Raw genomic sequence first — 16194 nt, forward strand, 5'->3', positions numbered from 1 at the left:
CTCCGCGCCTTCGCGTGAACAATCAATCAGAGCAACAGTTCGCCCTGCATCACCGTAACGCACTGCCCGCCCAGCACCGCACGTTCGCCGCGAAGCGTACAGGTCAGATGCCCGCCGCGCGGACTCGCCTGATACGCCGTGAAGCGGTCGCGACCCAATTGTTCGGCCCAGAAGGGCGCGAGCGCGGCATGCGCCGATCCGGTAACGGGGTCTTCGTCGACGCCCCAGGCGGGCACGAATACCCGGCTGACGATATCGGCGACGTCGCCCGGCGCGGTGACGATCGCCATCACTTCGCAGGCCGCCAGCGCGGCCATGTCGGGCGCGCAGGTCCGAACGGCGGCGGCATCGGCCAGCAGGATGATGCTGGTCTGCTGCGCGCCGGAGACGCTGGCGAACACCTCCCCCTCGCACCGCAGCGCCGCCAGCAACGCCGCATCGGGCGCTGGCGCGACGCGGGTCACCGGCAGGTCGAGCGTATAGCCATCGCCATCGCGCCCGACGGTCAGCACCCCGGCCTTGCGCGTGGCGAAGCGGACGGTATCCCGGTCGCCCAGCACGACATGGCCGCTTGCCAGCGTCGCATGACCGCACATCGCGATCTCGACGGTCGGAGTGAACCAGCGAAGCTCGTAATCCGCCTCACCGCTTGTCGGCACCGCGAACGCCGTTTCCGACAGGTTATGCTCCAGCGCGATCGACTGAAGCAGTGCGTCGTCGGGCCATGCGTCGAGCAGCATCACCGCTGCCGGATTGCCCGCGAACGGCCGATCGGTGAAGGCGTCGACGACGGTGAACGGCATTGCCATCAGTAACTTCCCACGCGCTTGCCGAACCAGTGCGGGGTCACATCGGCCTCGACCAGCGGATTGTCGGTGTCGACATGGCCTTCGGGATCGAGATGGATCAGCACCTCCACCTTGGGGAAGGCGCTGCGCAGCGCGCGTTCGACGCCCTCGACCACGTCATGCGCGTCGGCGACGGTCATGTCGCGCGCGACCTCCATATGGAACTGCGCGAAATCGTGGCTGCCCGAACGGCGCGTGCGGAAGTCGTGAATGCCGCGCAAGCCATCCTGCCGGGCGGCGACGTCGAGGAACGCCCGACGCTCGTCCTCCGGCCATTCCTTGTCCATCAACTGGTCGATCGCCTGACTCGACGCCTGAAACGCGCCCCAGCCAAGCCAGAGCGCGATCAGGATCCCCATCACCGGGTCGGCACCGCGGATGTGGAAGACCTGATCGAGCACCATCGCGACGATCACCGCGAGGTTGAGCAGCAAGTCGCTCTGATAATGGACATTGTCGGCACGGATCGCGACCGATCCGGTGCGGTCGATGATCGATTTCTGATAGGCAAGCAATGCGAAGGTCGCGACCATCGCGATCACCGACACGCCGATGCCGAATTCGACGTCCTGCGTCTCCCCCGGCGCACCGAAGGCGGCAATGGCGCGCCAGGCAATGCCGGCGGCCGACGCGGTGATGAGCATGACCTGAAACAACGCCGCCAGCGCCTCCGCCTTGCCATGGCCGAAGCGGTGGTCATGATCGGCCGGCGTTGCCGCCAGGCGTACGCCGTACAGCGTGACGAGGCTGGCGAGTAGATCGAGCGCGGTGTCGGCAAGGCTGCCGAGCATCGCCACCGATCCGGTATGCCACGCGGCAAAGCCCTTCAGCCCCAGCAGGAACAGCGCCATCGTCACCGACGCGATGGCGGCGCGGGTGGCGAGCGGGATCACCCGCTTGCGTTCGGTCTCCGTCATGGGAACAACAGTCCTTCGCTCCAGCCGCCATCGACCGCCGTAAAGACGCGACGTTCGTGGAGCCGGTGGGCGCGGTCCTGCCAGAACTCGATCGATACCGGCGTCACGCGGTAGCCGCCCCAGAAGGGCGGGCGGGGCACGGCCTGCCCCTCGAACCGATCCGCCATTTCGGCAAAGCGCGCTTCGAACGTTTCCCGGTCGGCGAGCGGCCGCGACTGGTCCGATGCCCATGCCCCCAGCTGCGAATCGCGACCGCGCGATGCGAAATATCCATCCGATTCGGCGTCGGTCGCCAGCGTCACCGGCCCCTCGATCCGGATCTGCCGCCGCAACGATTTCCAATGGAACAGCAGCGCGGCGTGGGGATTGGCGGCCAGGTCGGCGGCCTTGCGCCCCTCGCGATTGGTGTAGAACATGAAGCCGTCGGGGCCGTGCCCTTTCAACAGCACCATCCGCACCGACGGACGTCCGGCGGCATCGGCGGTGGCGAGCGCCATCGCATTGGGATCGTTCGGCTCGCTGGTTTTGGCTTCGGCGAACCATTGATCGAACAGGGAGAAGGGATCGGTCATGTCCCGCCACATACGCAATTCCGGCGGCGATTTCACCCCGCGCGGACCGGTGGTGCGGAACGAGTCATTCCCCTGTGAATTGAATCGGTTGGGTAACAATCCGGGAACTCCGACATGGCGGCACGTGCATATTGGCAGGGGCAGATCCGCCTCGCTCTCGTATCGATCCCGGTCGAAATCTATGCCGCGACGAAATCGGGGGCGAGCATCAGCTTTCGCCAGATCCACGAACCCAGTGGCAAGCCGATCCATTACGAAAAATCGGTCACGGGCATCGGCCCGGTCGATCCGGACGAAATCATGAAGGGGTACCAGATCGAGAAGGGCGAATATGTCCTGCTCGATCAGGAGGAGATCGATGCGGTCAAGCTGGAGTCGAAGAAAACGCTGGAGCTGACCCAGTTCGTCGACGCGCACGAGATCGACGTTATCTATTACGAAAAACCCTATTTCGTTGTGCCCGCCGACGACCTGGCCGAAGAGGCGTTCATCGTCCTGCGTGAAGCGTTGAAGCGCACGAAGAAGGTCGGGCTGGGCCAATTGGCGCTGCGGGGACGCGAATATGTCGTCAGCCTGAAACCCTGCGGGCGCGGGCTGGTGCTCGAAACGCTGCGCTATGCCGACGAGGTCAACCGCGCGCAGGGCTATTTTCGCGACATTCCCGATGCCAAGCCCGACGACGATCTGCTTGACCTTGCCGAGACGCTGATAGCAAAGAAGACCGCGAAGTTCGATCCGCAGGAGTTTCACGACCGCTATGTCGATGCGCTGAAGGATCTGGTCGAACGCAAGGTGAAGGCGAAAGGCCGCAAGATCGTCGACACCACCGAGGAGGAACGGCCGAGCGGCGGCAATGTCGTCGACCTGATGGCCGCGCTCAAGAAGTCGCTCGAAAAGGGAGGCGCGGCGAAGACCGGTGACGACAAGCCTGCGCCCAAGAAACGCGCCGCTCCGAAGGCCAAGCCGGCTGCCAAGACGACCGCGCGCAAGCCGGCGGCCGCCAAGCGCGCCTGACATGGCGGCGAAACCGGACCCGCTGGCAGGCTATAACGCGAAGCGCGATTTCGCGCGCACCGCCGAACCGGCGGGGACGCTGGCCAAGGGCAAGGGCAATCGCTTCATCGTCCAGAAGCATGACGCGACCCGGCTGCATTATGATTTCCGGCTGGAAATCGATGGCGTGCTCAAAAGCTGGGCGGTGACGCGCGGTCCCAGCATCGATCCCGACCAGAAGCGGCTGGCGGTCCGCACCGAGGATCACCCGCTATCCTATGCCGAGTTCGAAGGGGTGATCCCGGCGGGCGAATATGGCGGCGGCACGGTGATGCTATGGGATACCGGCACCTGGTTGCCGATCGCCGGCAAATCGGCAAAGGATCTGGACAAGGGCCATCTTCACTTCGTGCTGGCGGGCAAGCGGATGCGTGGCGAATGGCTGCTGGTCCGGCTGAAGCCGCGCGGAAACGAAAAACGCGAGAACTGGCTGTTGCGCAAGGTCGCCGACCCGCACGCGGGGGGCACCGACCTGCTGACCGATACGCTGTTGACCAGCGTCGAGACCGGGCGGACGATGGAGGAGATCGCCGCCGGCAAGCCATCGGTGAAGCCTACGAGGCCGACGAAGCCGACGAAACGGGGAAAGGGGAAGGTCGCGCGACCGGCCTTCGTCGATCCGCAACTGGCGACGTTGGTCGATAGCGTGCCGGCGGGCAGCAACTGGCTGCACGAGGTCAAATATGACGGCTATCGCATCCTGATCGCGACCGGCGGCGACGGACCGCGCCTCTATACGCGGACCGGGCTGGACTGGACGAGCAGGTTTCCGGACGTTGCCGAGGCTGCGCGGAGCCTGCCGCCGGGGCTGTTGCTGGATGGCGAGGTAGTGGCGCTCCGCGACGGCAAGCCCGATTTCTCGTCGTTGCAGGCGGCGATCAAGGACGGCGGCGATATGCGCTGTTTCCTGTTCGACCTGCTGCACGATGCCGGCGGCGACCTGCGCGACGAACCGCTGGTGCGGCGCAAGGAACGGTTACGGGGGGTGCTGGCCGATGTCGATCCCCGGCTGGCCTATTCCGACCATGTGACCGGATCGGGCGAGCAACTGTTCGCGGCGATGTGCCGGGAGGGGTATGAAGGGATCGTGTCGAAACAGGCCGACGCCCCCTATCGCGGCACCCGGACCAAGGGGTGGGTGAAGGTCAAATGTACCCACCGGCAGGAGTTCATCCTTGTCGGCTGGGTGCCGAGCGAGGCACGCGGCCGGCCGTTCAAGTCGCTGTTGCTGGCGGTGCAGGGCGAGGATGGCTTGCGCTATGCCGGCCGGGTCGGAACCGGGTTCGATGCCGCGACGATGGCGCAACTGCGCGATGCGCTGGCGCCGCTGGAGCGCAAGACCCCGCCGCTCGATCTGCCCGCCGCCGTCCGGCGGGGGGCGCGGTTCGTGACGCCGACGCTGGTCGCCGAGGTCGCCTTTGCTGAATTCACCGCCGACGACATCGTCCGTCATGCCAGCTTTCTGGGCCTGCGCGGCGACAAGGCAGCCAAGGATGTCGTGCGCGAGACGCCGGCACCGGTCGAACGGGCATCGAAGGCGCGCATCACCAGCGCCGGCCGGGTGATCTTTCCCGGCGATCGGCTGACCAAGGGCGATCTGGCCGACTATGTCGAGGCGGTCGCGCCGCTGTTGCTGCCATGGGCGGCGAACCGGCCGATCAGTCTGGTGCGCTGTCCGCAGGGGCGGGCCAAGGCGTGTTTCTTCCAGAAGCATCATGCTGGCAGCTTCGGCGATGCGGTCTTGTCGGTCGAGATCGCCGAGAAGGATGGCGGGCGCGAACCCTATCTGTTCGTGCGCGACGCCGCCGGGTTGCTGGCCTGTGTGCAGATGGGGACGATCGAGTTTCACGGCTGGGGCGCGGGGGTCGAGGATGTCGAGCGGCCCGACCGGATGGTGTTCGACCTCGATCCCGATGAGAGCCTCGATTTCGACGATGTGAAGCGCGCCGCGCACGACCTGCACCGCCATCTCGCCGACCTCGGACTGGCGAGCTTCGCGATGCTGTCGGGGGGCAAGGGGGTGCATGTCGTCGTGCCGCTGACCCCCGATGCGCAGTGGCCGGCGGTCAAGGATTTTGCCGATCGCTTCTCCCGGGCGCTGGCGCAGGCCGAACCCGACCGCTTCGTGGCGACGATGGCGAAGGCGAAGCGGAAGGGGCGCATCTTCATCGACTGGCTGCGCAACCAGCGCGGAAGCACCGCCGTGCTCCCCTATTCGGCGCGGGCGCGGGCCGGCGCGCCGGTCGCGGCCCCGGTCGCATGGCGGGAACTCGATGATATCGACAGCCCGGCGCGCTGGACGATCCGCGACGCCGGGGAATTGCTGAAGCGTGCCGACAGCCGGCTTTTGGCCGGCTGGGGTGTCGCCGATCAGGTGTTGCCCGATCGGTGATTACTGCGCGTTGCGCTCCGCTAATGCGCGTTCCCATCCCAATGCGTCGCGGACGATCTGGTCGAGATCGGCATGTTGCGGCCGCCACGGCAGCGTCGACAGGATCGTGCTGTTGTCGGCGACCAGCGCGTCGGGATCGCCGGCGCGGCGACCTTCCAGCCGGCGGTCGATGGTCAGGTTGGTGACCCGGTCGACGGCGTCGAGCACTTCGAGCACCGAATAGCCGCGGCCATAGCCGGCGTTCATCGTGTGGTTGCTGGTCGGATCGGCCATCAGCAGGTCGAGCGCATGGACATGCGCGTCGGCCAGATCGCTGACATGGATATAGTCGCGCACGCCGGTGCCGTCGGGCGTGGCGAAATCGGTGCCGTAGACGCCGACATGGCTGCGCTTGCCGATCGCCGCCTCGACCGCGACCTTGATGAGGTGGGTGGCACCGGCCGTCGACTGGCCCGAGCGGCCCTTGGGATCGGCCCCGGCGACGTTGAAATAGCGCAGCGCGGCATAGTTGATCGGATGCGCGGCGGCGACATCGGCCAGCATGATCTCGGTCATCAGCTTTGACATGCCGTACGGATTGATCGGCTGTTTCGGGCTGTCCTCGCGCACCGGCACGACCTCCGGGATACCATAGGTCGCGGCGGTCGAGGAGAAGATGAAGTGCTTCACCCCCTCGGCGACCGCGCTTTCGATCAGGCTGCGCGAGGCGGCGGTATTGTTGCGATAATATTTCAGCGGGTTCTCGACCGATTCGGGCACCACCACCGATCCGGCGAAGTGCAGGATCGCATGGACCTTGTGCTCGCGAAGCGCGGCGCGGACGGCATTGTCGTCGGCGATGTCGGCGACGACCAGCGCGGCACGCGAATCGACCGCCCAGTCGAAGCCGGTGACCAGATTGTCGACGACGACGACGTCATGCCCCGCATCGAGCAGCGCCAGCACCGCATGGCTGCCGATATACCCCGCCCCGCCCGTAACCAGAACCTTGCCGTCGCTCATCTTGTCTGTCCCCGATTGTACCGCCGCAGCGCGCGCCTATCTCCCTGACAGAAGGAGATTACGCAATGGCTACCGAACAGGCGATATTCGCCGGCGGATGTTTTTGGTGCACCGAAGCGGTGTTTCGCGATGTGATCGGGGTCGAACAGGTCGAAAGCGGCTATATCGGCGGCACGACCGAACATCCGACCTACAAACAGGTCTGCGGCGGGAATACCGGCCATGCCGAGGCGATCCGGGTTACCTATGATCCGGCGGTGATCGGCTATGACGACATGCTCGACATCTTCTTTGCGACGCATGATCCGACGCAATTGAACCGGCAGGGCAACGACGTCGGCACCCAGTATCGCTCGGCGATCTTCCCGATGTCGCCCGAACAGGAAGCGGCGGCGCGCGCCGGGATCGAACGGGCGGGCGAAGGACGCGGCAGGATCGTGACCACGATCGAACCGCTGTCGACCTGGTATCCTGCCGAGGACTATCATCAGGAATATTGGGACGGCGAGGGGCAGCGTAATCCCTATTGCCTAGCGATCATTCCGCCCAAGCTGCAAAAGCTGCGCAAGAGCTTCGCGGCGCGGACGCGGAGCGCCGAAACCGCCTGATCCAGGCCGGACGCCACCGGAACCGATGGGATTTCGGTTGAGCGGCGGGAGCTGAATGGTGCAAGGGCCGTGCCAACCATGGTGCGGCCCTTGTGCTGTGTACGCAGAATTGCTATTCAGAACATGGCCTTGGGGGGCAGAGGACATGGGGGCGACGGATGACCCCGCGACGGCGGAACGGCTGGCGGCGATACGCGACTATCGCTTGATACAACCGACCGGCGATGCGGCGCAGGACGATCTGGTACGGCTGGCCGCACAGATATGTGCAGCGCCGGTGGCGCTCGTCACGATCATCGATACCGGTTGGCAATGGTTTTCGGCACGGGTCGGCACCGATGCGCCGGGCACGTCGCTCGACGACGCGATCTGCATCCATGCGCTGGATGCCGACGACATGCTGGTCATTCCCGACCTGTCGATCGACCCGCGGACGCGCGATAGCGGGATCGTTACGGCCGGCCCCAAAGTCCGCTTCTATGCCGGGGTCCCGTTGCGTCTGAACGGCGTGGCGACCGGTACGCTGTGCGTACTCGACGTCGTTCCCCGGCCGGACGGATTGAGCGACATCCAGCGCGAGATGATGCGCAGCCTGGCACGGCAGGTGGTGGCGATGCTGGAAATGCGGCGGTTGCTGGCCGAACGCGACGTTACGCTGGCGCGGATCGCCGATGCCGAAACCGCGCTGAGCGGCAACGAGCAACGCTGGCAGGGCCTGTTCCAGAATCTCGGCGACGGTTTTGCGCTGGGCAAGGCATTGCGGGACGACGATGGCCGAGTCGTCGACTGGCAGTTTTTCGACGCCAATCCATCCTGGTATGCGCTGTGGGGGATCGATCGCGCGACGATGCTGTCGAGGACCGGACGCATATTGGACGCGGCTGCTCCGGGAAGCTGGGCTGACGATCTGCACGGATTGCTGCACGACGGCACGCCGGTCGGGTTCGTCCATCATATCCCGACGCTGCGCCGCTGGTTTCGCGGACATTGTTTTCGCATCGACGGCGAACGGTTCGGTGCGATCCTGCAGGATATCACTGACGAGCGCGGTGCCGAAGGGCGACAGAGCGCCCTGATCGAACTCGGCGACGTGTTGCGCGACTGCCATGATGCCGCCGCCGTGGCGCAGGTGGCATCGGCGTTGGTCGGGAAGGCAATGGGCGTCGGCGGTGCCGGATTCGGCCGGATCGATGCGATGACGACACAGATCGACATTGGGCCAGACTGGACGACGGGCGACGGCTCCTCGCTCGCCGGGCAGCACGATCTCGCCACGTTCGGAACGCTGCAGGACGAAATCGAACGGGGAGAAGCGGTGGTCGTGCGCGACGTACAGACCGATCCGCGCACGCTGCATCGGGCCGATGCCTTGCTGGCGATGTCGGTCGCCGCGTTCGTGATCGTCCCCGTGCGGCGGGACGGACGCATCGTTTCGGCCTTCGTGGTCCATGATCCGGCACCGCGGCACTGGCGACCCGAGGAGATCGTGTTCCTGCGCAAGGTCGCCGACCGCGTCGAGGTCGGCATGGCGCAGGTCGAATCCGAAGTGCACCGGAACCTGTTGATCCAGGAACTGGCGCATCGGTTGAAGAACACGCTGTCGATGGTGCAGGCGATCGCGTCGCAGACGTTGCGCGGGACGATCGCGCGCGAGCCGCTCGACGCGTTCGAGCAGCGCCTGCAGGCATTGGGCGTTGCCCATGACGTGCTGGTCGAACGCAACTGGGTCGGTGCCGATATGCATGCGACGGTACGGCAGGTGCTCGCCGTCTTCGGCTGCGACGACCGCATCTCCCTGTCGGGTCCCGACGTCGCGCTCGGTGCACGGGCGGCGCTGTCGCTGGCGCTGAGCCTTCACGAACTGGGCACGAACGCGGTCAAATATGGTGCGTTGTCGACGGGCACCGGACGCGTCTTCGTCGACTGGATCGTGGAGGACGGCGTGCTGTGCTTTACCTGGCGCGAACGCGGCGGCCCTGCGGTCCGGGCGCCTACGCGCCGTGGTTTCGGGTCGAAATTATTGCGGCTGGGACTGACCGGCAATGGCGACAGCGATACCTGCTTCGAACCGGAAGGGGTCGTGGTGACGATGCGCGCTGCGGTATCGGCGCTGACCGGGGGCTGAAGGCTGCCGGTGCCGCAGAACCCGTTTCTACACGGTTGCAGGCACTCCTTCCGCTACGAACAAAAGATACCCGGTCTTCGAAAACGAAAAAGGCCGCCCGGTGAGGGGCGGCCCATTCGTCTCGGTTCGAGAGCAGATGCTTACCGCACCGTCCCGCGACGCACGAGGTTCACGATCGCCAGAAGCACGACCGCACCGACCAGCGAATACAGGAAGCTGGTAACCGTAATGCCGTTGTTGATGTTGGCACCGGTCACGAAGCCGGCGATCACCGCGCCCACGATGCCGACGACGATGTTCAGGAAAATGCCCTGCTGCGCGTCCGTCCGCATGATGATGCTGGCCAGCCAGCCAACGACACCGCCCACGATCAGCCAGAGAATGATACCCATTTGACGTCCCTCCATTTGGTGCCTGCGACCCGATGCTGTGCGTACCGGGCGTACTGAGGGAAAGACTCTCAAGGGACTGGGTTGTTCCGCCTCCGTATTCAATGAATAGCTTAATATTTGCGCTGCTGGCGTTCGTAGAGCGTTTTGTAATGCTGGATCCGGGTCACCCGCAGCCCCGGCATACCCGATCGGTCGACCGCGCGCTGCCATCCGGCGAACTCCTCCGCCGACAGATTGTATCGCATACAGACGTCGTCGACGGTGATCAGCCCGCCATTGACCGCCGCGACCACTTCCGCCTTGCGCCGGACGACCCACCGGGTCGTTTCGGCGGGCGGCAGCGTGTCGAGCGTGAGCGGTTCGCCGAGCGGACCGATCACCTTTGCCGGACGAATTTTCTGGTTCTCAATCATACTGGACCTCGAGCCGGGGTGGGAGACCCCTGAAACCTACTTTTTCGGTCATACTGAACACGGCTGAACATGAGCTAAAACGGCTAGGTAAACATGGTCTTCATTCGCGCGGCACCCATGGCGGATTGGCGATGGACCGTTGCCCCACGACGATACGCGGGTCGAGCAGCGTCGCCGTCCAGCAGTTGAACGCGCCCTCGGTCGGAGTCAGCAGCGATACCGGCGCGCGTTTCCACGTCAGTTGCGTCTGCAACCGGGCCGTCGGCGTCGCCGCCTGCCGACCCGTTGCCGAGGCCAGCAACACGGCCAGCTCCGTCGGTAACGGTGTGACCGTGCTACCACGGTCGAAACGGGCGAAGCTCAGTTCCAATGCATCTTTCCCACATGGGTTTCGAACCCCGGTGCTACCCGACACACCTGAAGGTCCGGTAAATGACGTCCCGTTTTTGCAAGCCGGCCGCGAAAGGATTATCGGCGGCCCTATGAATACTGCTGATTTTCAACTCGAATCGCCGGTTGCCGCGCGACGGATCGTCGTCGCCATGTCGGGTGGGGTCGACAGTTCGGTCGTGGCCGCGCTTGCCCATGCCACGGGCGCGGAGACGATCGGCGTCACGCTGCAACTCTACGACCATGGCGCGGCGGTCGGCCGGGCGGGGTCGTGCTGCGCTGGCCGCGACATTCGTGACGCGCGCGCGGTCTGCGACCAGCTGGGCATCGCCCATTATGTGTTCGATCACGAGACCAGTTTCCGCGAGACGGTGATCGACGATTTCGCCGATGCGTATCTAGCGGGACGGACGCCGATCCCGTGCGTGAAGTGCAATATGGGGCCGAAATTCACCGATCTGTTCGCGCTGGCACGTGATCTGGGCGCGGATTGCCTCGCGACCGGCCATTATATCCGCCGGGCGATGGGCGCGGCGGGCGCGGAACTGCACCGCGCGGTCGATCCGGCGCGCGACCAGAGCTATTTCCTGTTCGCGACGACGCAGGACCAGCTCGATTTCCTGCGCTTTCCACTGGGCGGCATGCCCAAGGCGCGGGTACGTGAGATCGCCGCCGAACTGGGGCTGGGCGTCGCGGGCAAGCCCGACAGTCAGGATATCTGCTTCGTGCCCGATGGCGACTATGCCGGGCTGGTCCGCAAGCTGCGCCCCGAAGCGAACGAGGGCGGCGAGATCGTCGATCTGGGCGGACAGGTGCTGGGCCAGCATGGCGGGCTGGTCGGCTATACCGTCGGGCAGCGGCGTGGTCTGGAGATCGGCGGCCTTGCCGAGCCGCTCTATGTCGTGCGGCTGGAGCCGGAGACGAAGCGGTTGGTCGTCGGACCGCGCAGTGCGCTGGCGGTCGGTGCGGCGCGGCTGTCGGAGATCAACTGGATCGGCGGCGATCATGTCGGGCCGTTGACCGCCAAGGTGCGATCGATGGCGAAGCCGGTACCAGCGCGACTGGAGAGTGACCGGCTGGTGTTCGATGCGCCCGAATATGGCGTCGCGCCGGGGCAGGCGGCGGTGCTCTATGCCGGGGAACGAGTGCTGGGCGGCGGCTGGATCGAGACGACGGAGGCAGCGTAAGTCCTCTCCGGCACGGGGAGGGGACCATGCGCAGCATGGTGGAGGGGGCTGTCGGCATCCACGACGGTTGCGTTGCGCGGCCAACCCCCACCACCGCTGCGCGGCGGTCCCCCTCCCCGTACCGGGGAGGAGCTTGCAGCATATCTCGCACCCGCCTACAGCCCGCGACCGATGCACCCCGCGCTCGCCCATGTCCGTGAATGGATCTTCGATCTCGACAACACGCTCTATCCGGCGTCGAGCAACCTGTTCGCCGAGGTCGAGGCGCGCATGGGGCAATATATCTGCGACCTGCTCGGCTGCGATGCGGCAGAAGCGCACCGGGTCCAGAAGATGCATTTTCACAATCATGGCACGTCGCTGTCGGGACTGATGGCCGAACAGGCGGTCGATCCGCACCATTTCCTCGATTTCGTCCACGACATCGACCTGTCGCCGCTGGTCCCCGATCCCGATCTGCCGCGGCTGCTGGCCGGATTGCCGGGGCGCAAGCTGGTGTTCACCAATGGCGATGCGCCATATGCGCAGCGGGTGCTCGACAAGCTCGGCCTGTCCGACAGCTTTGCCGGCATCCACGACATCCATGCCACCGCCTATCGCCCGAAACCGCATACCAGCGCGTATGACGGGCTGTGCGCAGCGTGGGAGATCGACCCCAAGGCCGCGCTGTTCGCCGAGGACATGGCCCGCAACCTCGTCCCCGCAAAGGAAGTGGGCATGACGACGGTCTGGGTCGACAACGGGTCCGAACAGGGGCTGCCCGTCGGCCGCGACCATATCGATTACATCACGCACGATATCGTCGCGTGGCTACGCTTCGTGGAGGAATCATGACCGACCTTGCTGCCCAGATCGATGCTGCATGGGAAAACCGTGCCGAGCTGACCGTCCATACGCAGGGCGAGGTTCGTGACGCCGTCGACGCCGCGCTGGCACTGCTCGATTCGGGCGAGGCACGCGTGGCCGAGCCGGTTGGCGATGGCTGGCAGGTCCATCAGTGGCTGAAAAAGGCGGTGCTGTTGTCGTTTCGTCTGAACGACAACCAGATCATGGACGGCCCCGGCGGCACCAACTGGTTCGACAAGGTGCCGAGCAAGTTCACCGGCTGGGGCGAACACAGGTTCCGCGACGCCGGGTTCCGCGCGGTGCCGGGCAGCATCGTCCGCCGCGGCGCGTTCGTCGGCAAGGGCGCGATCCTGATGCCGAGCTTCGTCAACATCGGCGCCTATGTCGGCGAAGGCACGATGGTCGATACCTGGGCGACCGTCGGCAGCTGTGCGCAGATCGGGAAGAACGTACATCTGTCGGGCGGTGCGGGCATCGGCGGCGTGCTGGAGCCGTTGCAGGCCGATCCGGTCATCATCGGCGACGGCGCCTTTATCGGCGCGCGGGCCGAAGTGGCTGAGGGCGTGCGCGTCGGCGAGGGTGCGGTGCTGTCGATGGGCGTGTATCTGGGCGCATCGACCAAGATCATCGACCGCGCGACCGGCGAAACCTTCCACGGCGAAGTGCCGCCCTATGCGGTGGTGGTGCCGGGATCGATCGGTGGCGGCGACGGCAAGCCGGCGCTGTACTGCGCGGTCATCGTGAAGCGCGTCGATGCGCAAACGCGCAGCAAGACCAGCATCAACGACCTGCTGCGCGACTGACCGAAATTCCTCCCCGGCACGGGGAGGAGGACGAGCCGCGGGCTGGTGGAGGGGGATGTCCGCTTACGCAGCCGTTGCGTCGCGTGGCCAACCCCCTCCACCACCGCTTTGCGGCGGTCCCCCTCCCCGTGCCGGGGAGGATTTGGTACGGGGCACCATGACCCGCCCCCGCTCCATGCTTCGCACGTTCCTTCACGGTGAGGCATCGGGCGGGATCGCCCTGATGCTGGCGTCGGCGCTGGCACTGGTGCTCGCCAACCTGCCTGGCACCGCCACCGCCTATTTTCATCTGCTGCACCTGACCACCGGGCCGGTGCTGAGCGCCCGACATGGCCCTATGACGCTGCATCTGTGGGTCAATGATGCGGCGATGGCGCTGTTCTTCCTGCTGGTCGGTCTGGAGATCAAGCGCGAACTGGTCGACGGGCGACTGGCGACATGGGAGCAGCGCCGCCTGCCGGTGATCGCGGCGATCGCGGGCATGGCCGCGCCGGCGATCCTGTACCTCCTGGTCGCGCGATCGACGCCCGGCATCGCGCGCGGATGGGCGATCCCGGCGGCGACCGACATCGCCTTCGCCGTCGGCGTGATGGCGTTGCTGGGAAAGCGCGTGCCGGCGGCGCTGAAGCTGTTCCTGACCACGCTGGCGATCGTCGACGATATGGGCGCGGTCGCGATCATCGCGCTGGGCTATACCAGCGATCTCGATCTGACGGCACTGGGCGGTGCGGCGCTGGTGCTGGCGATGCTCATCGCGCTGAACCGGGCAGGCGTGGTGCGGCTGGCCCCGTATCTGATCCTGGCCGTGCCTTTATGGTATCTCGTGTTCCTGTCCGGCATCCATGCGACCGTTGCCGGGGTGCTGGCTGCGATGACCATTCCGGTCAAACCGACACCGGGCGCGCCGGAGGCGATCGATTCACCGCTCCACCGGCTCGAACATGCCATTCACCCATGGGTCGCGTTCGCGGTCGTGCCGGTGTTCGGCTTCGTCAATGCCGGGGTCGCGGTGACGGGCGTGCCATTGTCGATCCTGTGGGCGCCCCTGCCGCTGGCGGTCGCGGTCGGGCTGTTCGTCGGCAAGCAGGTCGGCGTGCTCGGCGCGATCTGGCTGGCGGTGCGCAGCGGACTGTCGTGCCGGCCGGGCGATGCCAATTGGGTGCATCTATGGGGCGTTGCGGCGCTGGCCGGGATCGGCTTTACCATGAGCCTGTTCATCGGCGGCCTCGCCTTTGCCGGCGATGCGGCGGCGATCGATCAGGTCAAGATCGGGGTGCTGGCCGGATCGTTGTTGTCGGCATTGCTCGGTGCCGCGCTGCTGCGGTTCGCGCCGGTCAGGGGTAGATAGCGTCGACCGGCTTCTGACCGGCCATCGCCTTCGCCACGGCCTCTGCCTGACCCAGCACGCGCAGGACATTGCCCTGCGCCAGTGCGCTCAGGTCGCTGTCGGACCAGCCGCGCCGCGCCAGTTCGGCGAACAAGTGCGGATAGCCGTCGACACCGCCCATGCCCTCCGGTCCGGTGCCCGAAATGCCGTCATAATCGCCGCCGATGCCGACATGGGCACGGCCGGCGATCTTTGCGATATGCTCTACATGATCGGCCATCGTCGCGGCGGTGACGCGGGGGGCCGGATTGGCGGCTTCCCAAGCCTTGACCGCCGCCGGCGTCTCCTTGCCATAGCGATTGCCCGGCAGGCCCTGTGCCTTGGCAAAGGCACCGCGCCGATTGTCCCAGTCGTTCCACGCGCTCGACAGGAAGGCGGGATAGGCGTTGACCATCACCACCCCGCCGTTGCGGCCGATCGCCGCCAGCAACGGATCGGGAATGTTGCGCGGCCGGTCGGCGATCGCGCGGGCATTGGAATGCGAGGCGATGACCGGTGCCTTCGTCGCCGCCAGCGCCGCCGCCATCGTCGCATCGGACACATGCGCGACGTCGATCAGCATCCCGAGGCGGTTCATCTCCGCCACGACCTGCCGTCCGAACGGGGTGAGGCCGTTTGCCTGCGGGGCATCGGTCGAACTGTCGGCCCAACCGACGCTCTTGCCATGGGTCAGAGTCACGTAGCGGACGCCGAGATTATAAAATTGTCTTAGAACCGACAGCCGGCCGTCGATCTGGTGCCCACCCTCGACGCCGATCAGCGAGGCGACGCGACCGCTTTTCGCAATCCGCGCCATGTCGGCGGCGTCGCGGGCCAGCGCCATGCGCGTCGGATTGGCGGCGATCATGCGGCGGACGATGTCAATCTGTTCGATCGTCATTTCGACCGCCTGCGGACCGGTGGTCGTCACCGGAATCCATACCGACCAGAATTGTCCGCCGACATGCCCCCTGGCGAGGCGTGGCAGGTCGGTCTGGAGCGGTGGTTCAATGCGGCTGGTATCGGCACTCAGGTCGACCGTCTCGACCGCGGCGTGATGCCCGTCGCGAATTCCCCAAGGCAGGTCGTTATGCCCGTCGATGATCGGCGTGCGCGCCAGCACGCGTTCGGCGCGCGCGATGTCGGCGGCGGTCGGCGCAGGAGCCTGCGCAGCGAGCAGGAGCAGGGGAAGCAGCATCGGGGGCCAAGCTACCGCGTCGCGCAGGCGCGAGACAAGTGCTACAGCAGCGGCAGGTCATAGGCTGCGTGCATGGCCGAAG

At 66.0% G+C, this 16194-nt stretch carries 16 protein-coding genes; 8 read left to right on the forward strand and 8 right to left on the reverse strand.

What is annotated here, in order from left to right; genetic code table 11:
- Positions 1-26: 26 nt before the first annotated feature.
- The 3 genes from ASE70_RS08295 to pdxH are packed head-to-tail and all read right to left on the reverse strand — an operon-like array spanning position 27 to position 2337.
- Positions 27-809, reverse strand: a complete 783-nt coding sequence (locus ASE70_RS08295; protein ID WP_056503294.1) for a PhzF family phenazine biosynthesis protein — start codon at positions 807-809, stop codon at positions 27-29.
- Positions 809-1765, reverse strand: coding sequence for a cation diffusion facilitator family transporter (locus tag ASE70_RS08300; protein WP_056503297.1), 957 nt, complete (start codon positions 1763-1765; stop codon positions 809-811). Before ASE70_RS08300 ends, ASE70_RS08295 begins: the two co-directional genes overlap by 1 nt.
- Complete coding sequence (gene pdxH / locus ASE70_RS08305) at positions 1762-2337, reverse strand: pyridoxamine 5'-phosphate oxidase (RefSeq protein ID WP_056503596.1); 576 nt, start codon at positions 2335-2337, stop codon at positions 1762-1764. The genes ASE70_RS08300 and pdxH overlap by 4 nt, the downstream gene beginning before the upstream one ends.
- Before the next feature lie 114 nt (positions 2338-2451).
- Here pdxH and ku point away from each other — a divergent pair, with 114 nt between their 5' ends.
- Both ku and ligD read left to right on the forward strand, forming a co-directional pair.
- Positions 2452-3351 carry a non-homologous end joining protein Ku gene (ku, locus tag ASE70_RS08310; RefSeq protein ID WP_056503301.1) on the forward strand — a complete coding sequence of 300 codons (900 nt, stop codon included), beginning with the start codon at positions 2452-2454 and terminating at the stop codon, positions 3349-3351.
- A gap of 1 nt (position 3352) precedes the next feature.
- The gene (gene ligD / locus ASE70_RS08315) at positions 3353-5782 is read left to right on the forward strand and encodes a DNA ligase D (RefSeq protein ID WP_056503304.1); all 2430 of its coding nucleotides are present in this window, start codon (positions 3353-3355) and stop codon (positions 5780-5782) included.
- On the opposite strand, the gene galE is transcribed toward ligD, so the two are convergent.
- Positions 5783-6784, reverse strand: coding sequence for a UDP-glucose 4-epimerase GalE (galE, locus tag ASE70_RS08320; RefSeq protein WP_056503307.1), 1002 nt, complete (start codon positions 6782-6784; stop codon positions 5783-5785).
- A 65-nt stretch (positions 6785-6849) separates the two neighbouring features.
- Between galE and msrA the strand changes: the two genes are divergently transcribed.
- Both msrA and ASE70_RS08330 read left to right on the forward strand, forming a co-directional pair.
- Positions 6850-7392: a peptide-methionine (S)-S-oxide reductase MsrA gene (gene msrA / locus ASE70_RS08325; protein WP_056402418.1), complete on the forward strand. Its 543-nt coding sequence runs from the start codon at positions 6850-6852 to the stop codon at positions 7390-7392.
- Positions 7393-7537: 145 nt separating this feature from the next.
- Positions 7538-9517 carry a GAF domain-containing protein gene (locus ASE70_RS08330; protein WP_056503312.1) on the forward strand — a complete coding sequence of 660 codons (1980 nt, stop codon included), beginning with the start codon at positions 7538-7540 and terminating at the stop codon, positions 9515-9517.
- A gap of 140 nt (positions 9518-9657) precedes the next feature.
- Here ASE70_RS08330 and ASE70_RS08335 read toward each other — a convergent pair whose 3' ends face one another.
- The 3 genes from ASE70_RS08335 to ASE70_RS20335 form a co-directional block, all read right to left on the reverse strand.
- A complete protein-coding gene (locus ASE70_RS08335; protein ID WP_055999105.1) occupies positions 9658-9909 on the reverse strand; it encodes a GlsB/YeaQ/YmgE family stress response membrane protein in 252 nt (83 codons plus the stop codon).
- Between the two features lie 110 nt (positions 9910-10019).
- Positions 10020-10322 carry a CtrA inhibitor SciP gene (sciP, locus tag ASE70_RS08340; RefSeq protein WP_055999108.1) on the reverse strand — a complete coding sequence of 101 codons (303 nt, stop codon included), beginning with the start codon at positions 10320-10322 and terminating at the stop codon, positions 10020-10022.
- Positions 10323-10422: 100 nt separating this feature from the next.
- Positions 10423-10626 carry a hypothetical protein gene (locus ASE70_RS20335; protein ID WP_200925606.1) on the reverse strand — a complete coding sequence of 68 codons (204 nt, stop codon included), beginning with the start codon at positions 10624-10626 and terminating at the stop codon, positions 10423-10425.
- A 178-nt stretch (positions 10627-10804) separates the two neighbouring features.
- On the opposite strand from ASE70_RS20335, the gene mnmA reads away from it, so the two are divergent.
- The 4 genes from mnmA to nhaA all read left to right on the forward strand — a co-directional run bounded on the left by mnmA (position 10805) and on the right by nhaA (position 14896).
- Complete coding sequence (mnmA, locus tag ASE70_RS08350; RefSeq protein ID WP_056503315.1) at positions 10805-11899, forward strand: tRNA 2-thiouridine(34) synthase MnmA; 1095 nt, start codon at positions 10805-10807, stop codon at positions 11897-11899.
- Between the two features lie 171 nt (positions 11900-12070).
- A complete protein-coding gene (locus ASE70_RS08355; RefSeq protein ID WP_056402409.1) occupies positions 12071-12733 on the forward strand; it encodes a pyrimidine 5'-nucleotidase in 663 nt (220 codons plus the stop codon).
- Entirely contained in the window at positions 12730-13548 is an 819-nt protein-coding gene (gene dapD, locus ASE70_RS08360) for a 2,3,4,5-tetrahydropyridine-2,6-dicarboxylate N-succinyltransferase (protein WP_056503319.1), read from the forward strand. The genes ASE70_RS08355 and dapD overlap by 4 nt, the downstream gene beginning before the upstream one ends.
- Positions 13549-13705: 157 nt before the next feature.
- A complete protein-coding gene (gene nhaA / locus ASE70_RS08365; protein WP_056503322.1) occupies positions 13706-14896 on the forward strand; it encodes a Na+/H+ antiporter NhaA in 1191 nt (396 codons plus the stop codon).
- Here the strand turns inward: nhaA and ASE70_RS08370 are convergent.
- Positions 14883-16112 (reverse strand): dipeptidase, encoded by a 1230-nt coding sequence (locus ASE70_RS08370; protein ID WP_056503328.1) that lies wholly within the window; start codon positions 16110-16112, stop codon positions 14883-14885. The two genes, nhaA and ASE70_RS08370, sit on opposite strands and share 14 nt — an antisense overlap.
- Positions 16113-16194 lie beyond the last annotated feature (82 nt).

This window comes from Sphingomonas sp. Leaf22, from assembly GCF_001421715.1.
Classification (GTDB): domain Bacteria; phylum Pseudomonadota; class Alphaproteobacteria; order Sphingomonadales; family Sphingomonadaceae; genus Sphingomonas.

Coding starts and splice junctions, on each gene's coding strand:
- mnmA (WP_056503315.1), top strand. CDS start 10,805: ATGAATACTGCTGATTTTCAACTCGAATCGCCGGTTGCCGCGCGACGG.
- msrA (WP_056402418.1), top strand. CDS start 6,850: ATGGCTACCGAACAGGCGATATTCGCCGGCGGATGTTTTTGGTGCACC.
- ligD (WP_056503304.1), top strand. CDS start 3,353: ATGGCGGCGAAACCGGACCCGCTGGCAGGCTATAACGCGAAGCGCGAT.
- ASE70_RS08335 (WP_055999105.1), bottom strand. CDS start 9,909: ATGGGTATCATTCTCTGGCTGATCGTGGGCGGTGTCGTTGGCTGGCTG.
- ku (WP_056503301.1), top strand. CDS start 2,452: ATGGCGGCACGTGCATATTGGCAGGGGCAGATCCGCCTCGCTCTCGTA.
- dapD (WP_056503319.1), top strand. CDS start 12,730: ATGACCGACCTTGCTGCCCAGATCGATGCTGCATGGGAAAACCGTGCC.
- pdxH (WP_056503596.1), bottom strand. CDS start 2,337: ATGACCGATCCCTTCTCCCTGTTCGATCAATGGTTCGCCGAAGCCAAA.
- ASE70_RS08330 (WP_056503312.1), top strand. CDS start 7,538: ATGGGGGCGACGGATGACCCCGCGACGGCGGAACGGCTGGCGGCGATA.
- ASE70_RS08370 (WP_056503328.1), bottom strand. CDS start 16,112: ATGCTGCTTCCCCTGCTCCTGCTCGCTGCGCAGGCTCCTGCGCCGACC.
- galE (WP_056503307.1), bottom strand. CDS start 6,784: ATGAGCGACGGCAAGGTTCTGGTTACGGGCGGGGCGGGGTATATCGGC.
- ASE70_RS08295 (WP_056503294.1), bottom strand. CDS start 809: ATGGCAATGCCGTTCACCGTCGTCGACGCCTTCACCGATCGGCCGTTC.
- nhaA (WP_056503322.1), top strand. CDS start 13,706: ATGACCCGCCCCCGCTCCATGCTTCGCACGTTCCTTCACGGTGAGGCA.
- sciP (WP_055999108.1), bottom strand. CDS start 10,322: ATGATTGAGAACCAGAAAATTCGTCCGGCAAAGGTGATCGGTCCGCTC.
- ASE70_RS08355 (WP_056402409.1), top strand. CDS start 12,071: ATGCACCCCGCGCTCGCCCATGTCCGTGAATGGATCTTCGATCTCGAC.
- ASE70_RS08300 (WP_056503297.1), bottom strand. CDS start 1,765: ATGACGGAGACCGAACGCAAGCGGGTGATCCCGCTCGCCACCCGCGCC.